General features: G+C 65.2%; 14 protein-coding genes. 4 read left to right on the forward strand and 10 right to left on the reverse strand.

The genetic code is table 11. The features are described from left to right. Window positions 1–40: 40 nt before the first annotated feature. From ACDH77_RS06670 to ACDH77_RS06710, 9 genes are all read right to left on the reverse strand, one after another. Window positions 41–409 carry a hypothetical protein gene (locus ACDH77_RS06670; RefSeq protein ID WP_008578245.1) on the reverse strand — a complete coding sequence of 123 codons (369 nt, stop codon included), beginning with the start codon at window positions 407–409 and terminating at the stop codon, window positions 41–43. An 85-nt stretch (window positions 410–494) separates the two neighbouring features. Continuing rightward, window positions 495–1,283, reverse strand: a complete 789-nt coding sequence (locus ACDH77_RS06675) for a hypothetical protein (protein WP_031425292.1) — start codon at window positions 1,281–1,283, stop codon at window positions 495–497. A 613-nt stretch (window positions 1,284–1,896) separates the two neighbouring features. Continuing rightward, window positions 1,897–2,325 carry an Rnf electron transport complex subunit RnfB gene (gene rnfB / locus ACDH77_RS06680; protein WP_008578248.1) on the reverse strand — a complete coding sequence of 143 codons (429 nt, stop codon included), beginning with the start codon at window positions 2,323–2,325 and terminating at the stop codon, window positions 1,897–1,899. 1 nt (window position 2,326) lies between these two features. After that, a complete protein-coding gene (locus tag ACDH77_RS06685) occupies window positions 2,327–2,917 on the reverse strand; it encodes an HAD family hydrolase (RefSeq protein WP_031421821.1) in 591 nt (196 codons plus the stop codon). 386 nt (window positions 2,918–3,303) lie between these two features. Then, window positions 3,304–5,388 carry a methionine--tRNA ligase gene (metG, locus tag ACDH77_RS06690; RefSeq protein ID WP_014089726.1) on the reverse strand — a complete coding sequence of 695 codons (2,085 nt, stop codon included), beginning with the start codon at window positions 5,386–5,388 and terminating at the stop codon, window positions 3,304–3,306. Between the two features lie 246 nt (window positions 5,389–5,634). After that, window positions 5,635–6,084 carry a DUF2147 domain-containing protein gene (locus tag ACDH77_RS06695; RefSeq protein ID WP_031421823.1) on the reverse strand — a complete coding sequence of 150 codons (450 nt, stop codon included), beginning with the start codon at window positions 6,082–6,084 and terminating at the stop codon, window positions 5,635–5,637. 89 nt (window positions 6,085–6,173) lie between these two features. After that, on the reverse strand, window positions 6,174–6,737 hold the full coding sequence (locus tag ACDH77_RS06700; protein WP_031421824.1) for a hypothetical protein: 564 nt from the start codon (window positions 6,735–6,737) through the stop codon (window positions 6,174–6,176). Further along, on the reverse strand, window positions 6,727–7,272 hold the full coding sequence (locus ACDH77_RS06705) for a hypothetical protein (RefSeq protein WP_041469517.1): 546 nt from the start codon (window positions 7,270–7,272) through the stop codon (window positions 6,727–6,729). The genes ACDH77_RS06700 and ACDH77_RS06705 overlap by 11 nt, the downstream gene beginning before the upstream one ends. Before the next feature lie 202 nt (window positions 7,273–7,474). Continuing rightward, the gene (locus ACDH77_RS06710; RefSeq protein WP_008578253.1) at window positions 7,475–7,864 is read right to left on the reverse strand and encodes a VOC family protein; all 390 of its coding nucleotides are present in this window, start codon (window positions 7,862–7,864) and stop codon (window positions 7,475–7,477) included. 625 nt (window positions 7,865–8,489) lie between these two features. Here ACDH77_RS06710 and ACDH77_RS06715 point away from each other — a divergent pair. From ACDH77_RS06715 to mmuM, 4 genes are all read left to right on the forward strand, one after another. Then, the gene (locus tag ACDH77_RS06715; RefSeq protein ID WP_033837270.1) at window positions 8,490–9,170 is read left to right on the forward strand and encodes a hypothetical protein; all 681 of its coding nucleotides are present in this window, start codon (window positions 8,490–8,492) and stop codon (window positions 9,168–9,170) included. Between the two features lie 56 nt (window positions 9,171–9,226). Then, a complete protein-coding gene (locus ACDH77_RS06720; RefSeq protein WP_338338678.1) occupies window positions 9,227–9,652 on the forward strand; it encodes a hypothetical protein in 426 nt (141 codons plus the stop codon). 140 nt (window positions 9,653–9,792) lie between these two features. Then, window positions 9,793–11,190, forward strand: a complete 1,398-nt coding sequence (mmuP, locus tag ACDH77_RS06725) for an S-methylmethionine permease (RefSeq protein WP_011346876.1) — start codon at window positions 9,793–9,795, stop codon at window positions 11,188–11,190. Next, window positions 11,187–12,152 carry a homocysteine S-methyltransferase gene (mmuM, locus tag ACDH77_RS06730; protein ID WP_031421831.1) on the forward strand — a complete coding sequence of 322 codons (966 nt, stop codon included), beginning with the start codon at window positions 11,187–11,189 and terminating at the stop codon, window positions 12,150–12,152. The genes mmuP and mmuM overlap by 4 nt, the downstream gene beginning before the upstream one ends. An 80-nt stretch (window positions 12,153–12,232) precedes the next feature. On the opposite strand, the gene ACDH77_RS06735 is transcribed toward mmuM, so the two are convergent. Then, complete coding sequence (locus tag ACDH77_RS06735) at window positions 12,233–14,170, reverse strand: DUF885 domain-containing protein (RefSeq protein ID WP_008578259.1); 1,938 nt, start codon at window positions 14,168–14,170, stop codon at window positions 12,233–12,235. Window positions 14,171–14,276: the final 106 nt, after the last annotated feature.

Below are 14,276 nucleotides of genomic sequence, written 5' to 3' on the forward strand. Positions count from 1 at the left end.
AGGTGGGGGCGATGCTACCGGACTGGGCCGAGCGTGTCTTTCACTTGCGCTGGAACCACAGCAGCACCGCGGCGAGCAACAACAGGATCTCCACCCCGGCAAGCGCAACAGTGGGTGCGGAGACCGGCCACAAGCGCGAGAGCGAGACGCTGCGGAACAGCACGATGGGAACATAGAACGCCAGGGCGACCACCAGGCCGGTGCGGGCTTGGTCGATCCAGGCGAAGTAGCCGAACAGGAACGCCATGCCCAGCTGCAACCCGCCGTAGATGACCAGATACTCCGATTGCCCGGCCGGCGAGAGCTGGGTATAGCCCACTGCCGTTGCGGTCTTGGCCGGAGAGAGCGTGCACCACACCGCCAGGACGACGTAGAGCACTGCATTGATCCAGAGATAGGCTTTTGCCACGACGGTGCTCCTGTAGCGGGAATGGGTGCCCGGGCCGTTGTACGCAAGCGCGCGTGGTCGGACGTGAAGATGGCGCGGGCGTGGTTCATGGGGCGCTGCACGAGGTGGCCAGCGGCTGCTCGCGCGCGTCGCGCAATTCCTCGGCACTGGCCGTCCGCGCGGGGGTGTCCGGAAAGACGATGCGCACGCGCGGATAGCGGCCGTTCGCATCGCGCAGATTGCCGACCCCGCGGAACTCGAGCAGCCGCTTGTCGGCGAGCGAATAACGCACCTCCAGCGATGGCACTGCCGCCCCATACCAGGCATCCAGGCTGATGCGGAAGCGCCGCTGGCCGGCAGCATCGCCCAGGCGTTCGACCCGGAAGCCCAACTGCCGCTGCAGGCTGGGCAGCACGAAGTCCACCTGTTGCGGCGCACGCGCAATGGCGTCCCAGTGCTCGCGCAGGTAGGCGTCGAACCCGGCATCGATCACCCGCGCGCCGCCGCCAGACGGCAGCGTGGTGCGGCGTTCGGGTTTGCCGGGGGCGAGCTGGTACATTTCGCGGACGCCGTCGCGTTGGCGCACGCCTTCGCGATATCCGTCGCGTCCATCGATCAGGCTGAAATCAGGCGAGCTGCCGCCGCCGTCGACCTGCTTGCGCGCAAACGCCCGCCCGTCCGGGCAGCGGTACAGCACCAGCCGCCCGCCATCGTCGAGCAACCAGTGCGACTCGCGATACCGCAACGCGCCGTTGTCGCCATCGAAGGCATCGCCGTCCACCCGCGTCACCGCGCCTGCGCCGAGCGGCAGGCTGCCGAGTACCAGCAGCAACAACGGCCGAATCGGCCGGCAACGGACGGTGAGCGCGGCGAGGGTGGCGGCAAGTGGACGCATCGGCAGATCCTCGATGGGGTGCCTACCAATACGGGCGCGGCCGCAGCACGGATGCGCCGGCTGCGTCAGGACGTTCCTGACGGCGCGGTGGTGGGCGCTGGCGTGGCTGACTTGGGAGTGGTTAGCGACGGTGCTGCAGCGGCACGGCCTCGTGTGGCAACCGGTGGTCTTGCCGCCATTGGGCGAGCGAGAGTGACGGCAGGCGTGGTGGCATATGCCAGGGCGCGCGCGTGGTGCAACGTTTCCAACGGTGGGCGCATGCCCGCGCAGCGCGATCAGGTCGCGCAGTCCGCGGTGGCTTGCGGCCACCGCTCCGCAGCGTAGCGCATCGACATGTCGGTGGCACACGTTTGCATGCGCATGCGACTGGCGCGCAGCCAAACGCGGTTGTAATCCGGAGATTCGGACCAATGCCAACCCGCTTGCGGCGGTGCCGATGTTCTTGGTGCCTGCCTTCCAACCTGCATGCGGCAGGCCACTGATCGATCGGGGCATCGCCTGCCTGTCGCGCAGTTCGAAATCCGCCTTTCGCAGCAGGCGGTCATGCTGGACTGCGCGCCAATCCATGAGCATGCAGGCATCGACTGGACGCGGTATCGCGCTGACCGCAGCCTCAGCCGGTCGGATGCAACTCGATGCAATCCACCGGGCAGGCCGGCAGACACAGTTCGCAGCCGGTACACAACGGCGCGATCACCGTGTGCATGTGCTTGGCGCCGCCGACGATGGCATCCACCGGGCAGGCCTGGATGCACTTGGTGCAGCCGATGCAGTCGGCTTCCACGATCCAGGCCACCTGCGGCAGTTTGTGTGCGCCGCGACTGCGATCGTAGGGACGTGCAGGCACGCCCAGCACCTGCGCCAAGGCGCGTGCCCCGGCATCGCCGCCGGGCGGGCAGTGATCGATCGTCGCCTGGCCATCTGCCATCGCCTGCGCGTACGGACGACAGCCGTCATACCCGCATTGCCCGCATTGGGTCTGCGGCAGCAGGCGGTCGAGGCGTTCGACCAGATCGGGTGCAGGGGCGGACGTCGCGGCCATTTCAGTGCAGCAGATGCCCGCGATACCAGCGTTGTTGCGCAAGCGCGAGCATCGGTTTGTCTTCGCGGCTGTCGCCATAGGCGTGCACGCAGTCGTACCGATGCAAGTCGTATTGACTGCAAATCCGCGCGACCTTGTGCGGCCCGCAATCGCCGTCGGCATAGCGCCCGCTCAGCACATCTGCAGCGTGTTCCAGCCGATTGCAGATCAGCGACAACCCATGCTGGGTACACCACGGTTGCAGATACAGATCAAGCGATGCCGACACCAGCACCACTTCATGTCCCTGCGCTTGATGCCAGTCGATACGTTGCATCATCTCGTCGCGCAGCATGCCTGGCAGCGCGGTGCGCGCGTACTCGGCGCCATGCGCGTCCATCTCATCGAGCGAGCGGCCGCTGAAAACCAGTCGCGTCACCCGCGCGCGCAGTGCGGCGGCAGACACCACGCCCATCCGGAACCCCAGCACCCATGGCCCCGCCTGCCATCTGGCCGCGGCAACCTGCGCCGGCGTTGCCACCTTGCGCAGGAAACGGCCATAGCTGTCGCAGGTGGTGATGGTGTGGTCGAAGTCGAACAGGGCCAGGTGCATTGGGGCGTGGATGGTGGATTGGAGTTGGTTGAAGCTGTGCCGGATGTCCCTTCTCCCACCGGGACATTGTCCTCCTTCATGGGGGGAGAAGGTGCCCCGCAGCGGCGGATGAGGGTACGAGCGAAGCCACGTGCAGCGACAACCACACCAGAGCTTCGCCCCGACCTCACCCCAGCCCCTCTCCCGCAGGAGAGGGGCTTGAGAGCGCGCTGTTCGCGCATCCCTCATCGGTTCGTGTTTCCAATATGTTTTGTCAGCCTCTCAAGCGCAAATCGCTGTGTGGATGTCGGGTGCGGCGATTCTCAAGCTCGCAATCAGCAGACCTTGCAGACTCCGCTTTTACGATTCCCGATTCCCAACTCCCAACTCCCAACTCTCCAATCCCATTACCTGACCGGCATGCCCGGCTGTGCGCCGCTGTCGGCATCCAGCAGCGCCAGCGCGCCGCCGTCGAAGCCGGCCGACAAGATCATGCCTTCGCTGATGCCAAAACGCATCTTGCGCGGGGCCAGGTTGGCAATGAACACCACGCTGCGGCCGACCAGTGCGTCCGGCTCGCCGTAGCTGGCGCGAATGCCGGAGAAGATCTGCCGCTTGCCCAATTCACCGGCGTCCAGTTCGAAACGCAGCAACTTGTCCGAGCCTTCCACGAATTCGCACACCAGCACCTTGCCGATGCGCAGGTCGAGCTTGGCAAAGTCATCCATGCTGATGAAGCCGGGATTGGTGCTTTGGGATTCGGGATTCGCAACGGCGGCAGGCTTTGCGTCGGCCCTGCTCGGTGCGGGCTTGGTGGTTGCAGCCGGTGCCGCAGGTGCGGCCATCGTGTCTTTGGAAGCGTCGGTCATGGCGTCGATCAGTTTGGGGTCGATACGGGTAAACAGGGCGGTGTAGGGCTGGATCGTGTGCGCTGTCAGCGGGCGGACCACGTCTTCCCAACTGGTCATCGGCGCCGACAGGAAGGCTTCGGCTTCGGCGCAGGTGCGCGGCAGGATCGGCTTGAGCGCGGCCACCAGGATGCGGAACAGGTTCAGGCCCTGCGTGCAGACCGACTGCAGCTGCGCATCGGCGCCGTCCTGCTTGGCGATCACCCACGGCTTGGTGTCGTCGATGTACTTGTTGGCCTCGTCGGCCAGCGCCATGGTCTGGCGGATCGCGCTGGCCGCGTCGTTGCGCTCGTAGGCCTCGCGGATCGGCGCCAGCGCGGCGACGAAGCGGTCGTACTGGTCGGCATCGGGTAGCGCATCAGCCAGCTTGCCGTCGAAGCGCTTGCCGATGAAGCCCGCGCAGCGGCTGGCCAGGTTGACGAACTTGCCGACCAGGTCCGCATTCACCCGCGCGATGAAATCGCCCAGGTTGAGGTCCAGGTCGTCCACGCCGCCGGAAGACTTGGCCGCGAAGTAGTAACGCAGCGCCTCCGGCTCCAGGCCGACATCCAGGAAGGTCCGCGCCATGACGAAGGTGCCGCGCGACTTGGACATCTTGGCACCGTCCACCGTCAGGTAGCCATTGACGTGCAGGCGGGTCGGCGCGCGGTGGCCAGTGCCGTGCAGCACCGCCGGCCAGAACAGGCCGTGGAAATTGACGATGTCCTTGCCGATGAAGTGATGCAGCTCGGTCTGGGTGCCGGCCACCAGATGCGAGGCGAAGTCCTCGCCCATCTGCGCGCACAGCGTCTTGAAGCTGCACAGGTAGCCGATCGGCGCATCCAGCCACACGTAGAAATACTTGCCAGGCTGTCCGGGAATCTGGAAGCCGAAATACGGCGCATCGCGCGAAATATCCCAGGCGCGCAGGCCGCCCTCGGCATCCAGCCACTCCTTGAGCTTGGCCTTGACGCCGGGCAATGCCACGTCGCCAGCCAGCCACTCACGCAGGAATCCGTCGAAATGGCCCACTTCGAAGAAGAAATGCTCCGAATCGCGCAGTTCCGGGGTGGCACCTGAAATCACCGACTTCGGTTCCTTCAGCTCGGTGGGCGCATAGGTGGCGCCGCACACTTCGCAGTTGTCGCCGTACTGGTCGGGGCTGCCGCAGTTGGGGCAGATGCCCTTGATGTAGCGGTCCGGCAGGAACATGCCCTTGGCCGTATCGTAGAACTGCGCCACCGAGCGGCGGCTGATGTGGCCGGCGGCCTCCAGCTTGGCGTAGAAGGCTTCGGTGAGCTCGCGATTGACCGGCGAATTGGTCGAATCGTAATGGTCGAAGGTCACGCCGAACGCGGCGAAATCGCGCTCGTGGCTGGCCTGGATGTTGGCGATGAAGGCTTCCGGGGTCACCCCGGCCTTCTCTGCAGCCAGCATGATCGGCGTGCCATGGGTGTCGTCGGCACAGACGAACCAGGTCTTGTCGCCGCGCAACCGGCGCGCGCGCACCCAGATATCGGCCTGGATGTAGCCGACCAGATGGCCAAGATGCAGCGGGCCGTTGGCGTAGGGCAGGGCAGTAGTGACGAGTGCGGTGCGGGTCATGGCGGGCGTAATGCGGGGGACGCGCGATTATCGCATTAGTCGTGAGCCGGGATTGGGGATTGGGGATTCGTCAAAGCAGGATCAAGCCGCCTGCCTGTCGAGCCGCGCGGCGTTAGCCATCTCTGCAGCAGCGGCAGCCGTTGATCCTGCTTGCAGGCAAGCCCCAAAATGCGCCTGTGCACAAAAAAGGGCGCCCCGAAGGACGCCCGCTCTTGCGAATCCCGAATCACCAATCTCGAATCCCGATTACTCACGCACCCACGTCTGGGTACGGCCCAGCGCTTCGATGCCGACGTAGCCGCGCATCTGCAGCTTCTTGCCGCCGTCGGTGAGGGTGATCTTGGACTTGTAGGTCTTGCCCTTGGCCGGGTCGAGTACCGAACCACCGCTCCACACTGCGGTGCCGTCGGGCTTGAGGCCCCACAGGATGGTCATGCCCTTGATCGGCTTGCCCTTGAGTGCGCCGTCGCACTTGTCGCAGACCGGGTTGGGTCCCTTGGACGACTGCAGGATCTCGACCACCTTGCCGCTCAGCGTGCCATTGGCGGTCTGCTCGATCTGCACCACCGACTTGGGCTTGCCGGTTTCATCGTCGATGGTCGTCCAGCGGCCCACCGGCGAATCGGCCGCATGGGCCATCAGCGAAGCGGCCGCCAGCGGCAGCGCGAGCAACAGGGTCTTGAAGGTCTTGCGCATGGTTCCCCTCCCAGGGTTTGCTAGGGCCGCCGTCGGCGGCCTGATCGCGAATGTATACCGTGGGGTATGGTGCGGGAAAGTCAGGGCGTTCAGTTTGAAACGGGGCAACGCGATGCCGCCACCGTCTGCTCGGCCATGAGGCGTGTTCGTCCCTGCTGGGTGACGATGCGGAACATCTCCACCTCGCACTGCTGCCCTTGCAACAGGAGGGTGGCGACATAATCCTGGCCGGCCTCAGGGACAAAGCTGCGGCTTACGGTACATAGCGGTGCGTTCACTACGCAGCGGTTGTCCATGCAGCCACCTGCCGACAGCGACAGGGTGAGCGGCTCGCCTGCCTTGATCTGCGTTTCAGTCACGTAGCGTCCTCCGCTGACGGCAACGGCAGGTATCCCTATCTTCTGCCCCGTGCCCGTGCCGAACGGACCGGGCCGCGAGCTTGGCGCAATTCCGGCGCCACGGATCGCTCCGCCGACGCATGTGCGGTTTGGATAAAGCACGGGTGCGGGTCGTTCGGTGACCAAGCGGATACGCGCACGCGGCCCATCGCGTGGCTCACCGAAGGTCGACAAGGAAATCGACGCGCTGCGCGTCATCCCACAACCGGCCAGAAGCGCGACCAGTGCCGTGATCAGGATGCGTCTAGTCGGCATGGCACTCGCCTGAAATCGGAACAACTTCCAAATCTGCCGGGGCAAGGCCGGTCTTTTCGTCGATGACGGTAAGCAGGCAGCGTTGATCATCATAGAGCTGGCTAGCGACATAGTGCTCGCCAGGCGCGGGCGTGAATGTCACCAGGTTGGTGCAATTGTTTGTGGTCAGGCTCCGACGACGCGAGTCGAGCGTTTGCACCATTCGTGCACGTAAAAACAGCTGTCTGTCGGGGACAACCGAATACGCCTCGCGAGACTGATTGTTGCTCAACTTCCCGAGCACGCCGTTGACGGGCGGCGTCAGTGCGCCCAGAAATCCGCCATGGCCACCCTTTGCGCAGCTGGCATCGTCGAAAACATCGAAGTATTGGACCGGCTCGATGGGTATCGGGTTGGGCCTGGTGGGCTTGGCCAGCGACAGGGTGGCGAACGGCTCGCCAGGTTTTGGCGCGACATAGCGCTTGGGGAAAAGAAAACCGCAGCCGGCAAGTACGATCGCCACGGCTACAACGATGCGCAAGATGAAATGAAACATGCGTCAGGTCCGGCATGGCGTACGTTGTCTGTGCCGCATCCATGCCTGCGACGCCACCGCGGCGACATGACGCCAGCCTCTTGATAACGGCCGCTCGTCCCTGCGCTTGAGTCACGCGGTCGATACCTTTGCGAGGCGAAGGTCGGCGTATGACTCAACGGGTACGCGTGCCTCGCTGCACTACGGTTCCGTCAGGCATACGCTAGCCGACCTCGTACAACTCCAGCGGCAGCTCGTCCGGATCTGCAAAAAAGGTAAAGCGGCGGCCGGTGTATTCGTCGATGCGGATGTCTTCGGTGGCCACGCCGGATGCATTGAGGTGCGCAACCGCGCTGTCCAGATCTGCGACGCGAAACGCAAGGTGGCGCAGCCCTTGGGCTTCAGGGCGGCTGGGGCGTGCCGGGGCAGCGGGGAACGAGAACAACTCGATCTGTCCGCCATCGGGCAGCGCCAGATCCAGCTTCCACGAATCGCGCGCCTGTCGGTAATGCTCGTCGAGCACGCGCAGGCCCAGGATCTGGCAATAGAACCGTTTGGAACGCGCGTAGTCGCCGGCGATGATCGCCACATGGTGGATGCCGGCGAGCATCATGCCGCGCTCCGGCGCATTGACGTTGACCGGCCGGGCAGTGCCGGCGCGCTCGACGGCGCCTCGCATGCAGATGGCAGGCGCCCGTCCGCGATGCAGGACGCAGCACCGCTATCGCACGCAGCGTGCTGTGGCCTTGGCAGATTTGTGGGCAGGCAGTGCACGGATGCTTGCGCAGATGGAAGGTAATGGTGCGGCATGTCAGAGGACCAGCAGAAACCAATCGGCAGCATAACCGCCCGCTCGTTAGCCGCAGGCCCTGGTTCACGGCGCGCGCACGGCTGTGCCCGTTTGCGCACGGTCGCAGGATGGCCGAATCGAAATCCGGCGGGAGCGATGCAATGCGCGTAACGCGGCGCCCGTGCGTGCACATCAAGGACGACAGCACGGCTGATTTGCCAACGGCCCCTGCACGGACCTGCAGTGCCGCATGCGCGATTCCTGGCCGCAGATGCGGAAGGGCAGCGCGGCGCTGTCCGCCCACATCCTCCGCGTGGCAGGCCGATGTCAGGGGTTTGCCGATGGGTTGCACTGTCGCCGCCGCCGATGCTGGACACCGATGTCGTACCGGTGTGCGTTTGCATGACGCCGCCGCGGCATCGTCCTTCCATGCCAACCGAGCCTGCCCATGTCCATTCTTGCGTTCCAGCCGCAGCATCTCAAATCCATCCCCCAGGGCGTGCATGTGATCCGGCACCCGGCCGGCACGCTGCCCGATCGCGACGCCATCGTCGCGGCCTTGCCGCGCACCGAGCAGGGCACGCCGCAGTTGCATTACGACACGCTGTGGATCGGCGGCGGCCATGGCGATGTCGACAACCAAGGAGCACCGACCAAGTTAAACGACTGCACAGGTGTCGAAAAGGTCACGAGCTTCATCGAGGATCTGGTCACCATCGGCATCCGCACGCCGGCGCTGGTCGTCGATAGCTGCTTTTCGCTGGCCTGGCTGCCGCAATTTGCTCCCCTGCTCACCGAGGACGGCATGTTTGCCGGCTGGTCGTGCATCTGCAGCGTCAATCGCCTCGAACTGCTGACATCGCACCGGTTGCCGGCGCTGGTGGAGCAGATCGAGATCAATATGGGCACGGCGACGTCCAGCCAGGTGGTCTACATCGCACGTGATCGGTTGCTGATCCGCTATGCGCAGTTGACCGAGAGCGTGGAGGTTAAGGCCGCCGATCTCACCGATGCCCAGGTAACCCTCGCCCGCGTCGGCAAGGCGACCTGGCAGGGCAGGCCGCTGATCGCCACCGACCAGCGCATCGAGGACCGCACGCGGTTCATCGAACGCCTGCACCAACTCTGACCGGCCCGGCACCGTCGCCCATCCGGTCATCCACCCAACACCAGAGGACTTTCTCCATGACCACCTACACCAACAACGGCACCGGCACGTTCGGCAGTGCCAGCAACGCGATCCGCAAGCATGTGCTCGACGACTACCTGGCGGCGAAGATCGCCAACCATCTCGGCATCCGCCGCAGCGATGTCAACGACGGTACCGTGATCCAGGTCCCCGCCAGCTACGCCAACAGCGAAGGCGTGATTTCGGGCATGGAACTGGTCAAAGGCCTGCGTGTGGACCTGCAGCGCGCGCAGGCCCACGACGGTAATACCTACGCAACCTGGCAGGTGCAGTGGGGCACCGGCAGCAACGGCAAAACCGGCGGTGCCTATGCCGGCGTGTTGATGCGAGTGGCGACCGACTTCACATTCGCCGAGTTTCGCAAAGCGATGAGCGAGAGCTTCGGCTACATACCGGGCGCCTATTGCCGGCTCGATCCCTGACCGGCACGGCGAACGAACCGATCGGCAGCATCACCGCCCGCCAGTCAGAGGCGGGCCCTCGCCCACGGCTGGCTTGCGCACGGCTGTGCCCGTCTGGCTGCGCGTGGCAGGATAAAGCTTCCCCCCGATCAGATGCACCCATGCCCGAATCGTCGTCTGCCACCGCGCCGCAGTTCCAGCGCAGCATGCAGGTGCGCCATCTGGTGATGCTGTCGCTGGGCGGCGTGATCGGCACCGGCCTGTTTTTCAACACCGGGTACATCATTGCCAGCACCGGCGCGCTTGGCACGGTACTGGCGTATCTGATCGGCGCACTGGTGGTGTACCTGGTGATGCAATGCCTGGGCGAGCTGGCGGTGGCGATGCCGCAAACCGGTGCGTTTCACGTGTATGCCGCGCGTTACCTCGGCCCGGCGACCGGCTACGTGGTGGCGTGGTTGTACTGGTTGACCTGGACGGTGGCATTGGGCTCGAGCCTGACTGCCGCAGCGTTCTGCATGCAGTACTGGTTTCCGCACAGTCCGGCGTGGCCCTGGTGCCTGCTGTTCTGCGCGCTGATCTTCGGCCTGAATACAGTCTCGGCGCGCTGGTTTGCCGAAGGCGAGTTCTGGTTTTCGTTGATCAAGGTGGTCACCATCCTGGTATTCATCGTGCTTGGCGGCGCGGCGGTGATCGGTCTGTTGCCGTTGGCCGATGGTTCGCCCGCACCGGGGCTGCGCCATCTGCGCGCCGAGGGCTGGTTTGCGCATGGCGCGCTGCCGATCTTGATGACGATGGTGGCGGTGAATTTCGCATTTTCCGGCACCGAGTTGATCGGTGTGGCGGCCGGCGAAACCGCCCAGCCTGCACGCGCGATTCCGCTGGCAATCCGCACCACGCTGGTGCGGCTGGTGGTGCTGTTCGTCGGCACGGTGCTGGTGCTTGCGGCGCTGCTTCCCGCCAAACAAGCGGCGGTGGAAACCAGCCCGTTCGTGCGCGCCTTCGAGCTGTTGGGCATTCCATATGCAGCCGACATCTTGAATGCGGTGATCCTCACCGCGATCCTGTCGGCGGCCAATTCCGGTCTGTATGCGGCCGCGCGCATGCTGTGGTCGTTGGCCAACGAAGGCACGTTGCCGAGCGGCCTGGCGCGCCTGACCGGCCGCGGCATTCCACTGCGTGCCGTGTCGCTGAGCATGCTGGGCGGCTTGCTGGCGCTGCTCACCGGCGTGTATGCGCCAGAGACGGTGTTCGTTGCGATCTCGGCGGTCTCGGGATTCGCGGTCGTGGTGGTGTGGCTGAGCATCTGCGCGGCGCATTACCGTTTCCGTCGCCAACTGCTGCGCGATGGCGCTGCGCTGGAAACGTTGGCGTATCGCGCGCCGTGGTACCCATGGACCCCAATTCTGGGCTTTTCGCTGTGTCTGCTCGCCTGCATCGGCCTGGCATTTGATCCGCAGCAGCGCATTGCGCTGTGGTGCGGTGTTCCGTTCGTCGCGCTGTGCTATGGCGCCTACGCACTGACTCAATGGCTTGCGGCCCGGAGACTGCACGCATGACGATTCTTCCACGCCAGCCGCGCGCCAACGCACCTTTCAGCCAGGCCTTGCAGCACGATGGCTATGTGGTGCTGGATGGCGCGCTGGCCACCGAGCTGGAACAGCGCGGCTGCGATCTCAACGATGCGCTGTGGTCGGCGCGCGTGCTGATGGAGCAGCCGGAGCTGATCTATCAGGTGCATCGCGACTACTTCGCTGCCGGTGCGCAATGCGCGATCACCGCCAGTTATCAGGCCACGCCGCTGGGATTTGCCGCACGCGGACTGGATGCTGCGCAAGCGCAGGCGTTGATCGCTCGCAGCGTGGCGCTGGCGGCGCAGGCGCGTGCCGATCATCTGACCCTGCACCCGTATGCGGCGCCGCTGTGGGTGGCCGGCTCGGTGGGGCCGTATGGCGCGTATCTGGCCGATGGCTCGGAATATCGTGGCGACTACGTGCTGCCGATCGAGCAGTTGATGGATTTCCATCGCCCGCGCATCGCCGCGCTGGCCGAGGCGGGCGTGGATCTGCTGGCTTGCGAGACGCTGCCATCGGCCAGCGAAATCGTGGCCCTGCGGCAGTTGCTGCAGCACGAATTTCCGCAGCTGCATGCCTGGTTTTCCTTCACCTTGCGCGATGCGGCGCATCTGAGCGACGGCACGCCGCTGGCGCAGGTGGTGCCGGCGCTGGATGCCTGCGCGCAGGTGATTGCGGTGGGCATCAACTGCATTGCACTGGATCAGGCGAGCGCTGCATTGCACAGCCTTGCGGCGTTGACTGCGCTGCCGCTGGTGGTATATCCGAACTCGGGCGAGCACTACGACGCCAGCGACAAGCGCTGGCATGCCGGTCACGGGGCTGCGCTCACGTTGGCCGACCAGCATGCGCACTGGCTGGCGGCTGGCGCGCGCTTGATCGGTGGCTGCTGCCGCACCGCACCGCGCGATATCGCCGCGCTGGCGGCGGCGCGTGCGCTGGACTGACCCGACCTGCGAACGCGCGCGCATCGAAGGCCTACCCGCAGTAACGGGTCAGCAGCGTCCAACTACCGTAGCCGTACGCTTTATCCCTTCTGCGTGGCGATCCAGCGCTGGATCTTGTCCTGCAAGATATCCAGCGGCACCGAGCCGTCCTTGAGTACTTCGGTGTGGAAGGCGCGGACATCGAAGCGTGGGCCCAGCTCGCGCTGCGCCTGCTCGCGCAATTGCGCAATCTTCATCTCGCCCACCTTGTAGGCCAGCGCCTGGCCGGGGATGGCCATGTAGCGGTCGACCTCGGCTTCGGCATCGGCACGGCTCATGGCAGAGTTGTCCACCATGTAGTCGATGGCCTGGCTACGCGTCCAGCCTTTGCTGTGCAGGCCGGTATCGGTGACCAGGCGAATCGAGCGCCACAAGGCGTTCTGCAGATAGCCGTAGTAGTTGTAGGGGTCGTCATACAGCCCTAGCTCGCGGCCAAGCGATTCGGCATACAGGCCCCAGCCTTCGATGTAGGCGGTCTCACCGCCCAGGCGGCGGAACTTGGGCAGGTCGGTCAACTGCTGCTGCAACCCCAGCTGGTAGTGGTGGCCGGGCACCGCTTCGTGCAGGTACAGGCTCTCGGCCTCCCAGGTCTTGCGTGAAGGCAGGTCCGAGGTGTTGACGTAGAAGATGCCCGGCGTGCTGCCGTCGCCGCTTGGGCGCATGTACGAGCCGCTGGCGGCCGATTGCGCACGCTGCGGTTCCACCGCACGAACTTCCAGCGCCGGCATGCCCTGGGTGTTGAACAGCCGCGGCACCGCCAGCTGCACGCGGCCCTGCAGGCTGCGGTACGTGCCCAGCAACTCGGTGTCGCTGCGGAAGCCGAAGCGCCGGTCGGTCTGCATGAACTTGTAGAACTTGGGCAGGTTGCCGCGGAATTTGACCTGTTTGGCCACTGCCTGGATTTCTCCCTGCAGGCGAGCGACCTCATCCAGGCCGATCTGATGCACCTGTTCCGGGGTCAAATCCGTGGTGGTGCTCTGGCGTACGTCATAGGCGTACCACGCCGCGCCATTGGGCAATGCCGCCAGTCCATCGCTATCGCGGCAGGCGGGCAGGTATTCGGTGGCGATGAAGCCGCGCAACGCGCGGTAGGCCGGCATGATGCGCACTTCGATCATGCGCTTGTACTCGGCAGTGATGCGCTGCTTGTCGGCCTCGGGCATGTCGGCGGGCAGGTTGCGCACCGGCCCCCAGAACAGGCTGTCTTCGGCATTGCGCGCGATGATCGCGTCCAGCTGCGGCAGCACCTTCTGCATCAGCACCTTGGGCTGCACCACGCCGGCCTGCATGCCGGCACGCATGTTGGCGATGGCCTGCTCGAACAGGTCGGGAATGCCGAGCGCACGCCGCGACCAGTTGTCGTAATCCTTGACCGTCTTGAACGGCTGCGCGCCGGTGCCCGAGCCCAGCACCACCGCAATGCTGGCGATGTTGTAGAACTGGTTGATCGGCAGCATCCAGCTGGGAAACTGCTCGGCGGCCAGTGCGCTGCGCGCATCGCGCACGAAGATCTGGTAACTGAGCAGGTCCTGCCCACTCAGCCCATCGGGCCCCAGCGCCTCGGCCTTGCCCAGCCACAGTACGGTGAAATCGTGCGATTGCTGGCGGAATGCCGGCGACAGGAAGTTCGGCAACTGGTCGTTGTAGCGGCTCTCGCCCTGGAAGGTGGCCTGCAGCGGGTTGAGCTTGAGCGAGGCGTCCCAGTATTGGTCGTACAGCAGGTTGAGCTGCTGCGCCTTGGTCAGCACCACCGGCGCGGCCACCGTGCGTGGCCTGACCTTGGCGGCCTTGCTGCCCTTGCCCTTGGTGCTTTTGGCTGCCGGCTTGGCGGTCTTCTTGCCTTTGCTCGCCTTCGCGCGCGTTTGCGTGGTCTGTGCCTTGGCGGTCTTCTTCTTGGCAGCATCGGCCGGCGCCGCCAGCGACAGGCTCACGAGGGCGGCCATGGCCAGGGACAGCAGGCGGGAAAAGCTGAGGGGCATTACCGGCTCCGGAAACAAGCGAGCGGGGAGCTTGCCCGATCCGCACGGTTACGGCCACCCATTGGGGGCATACCGCCTATCGGCAATTCATGCGGCGCATGGGCGC

The organism is Xanthomonas axonopodis pv. maculifoliigardeniae, assembly GCF_041519315.1.
GTDB classification, from domain to species: Bacteria; Pseudomonadota; Gammaproteobacteria; order Xanthomonadales; family Xanthomonadaceae; genus Xanthomonas; species Xanthomonas euvesicatoria.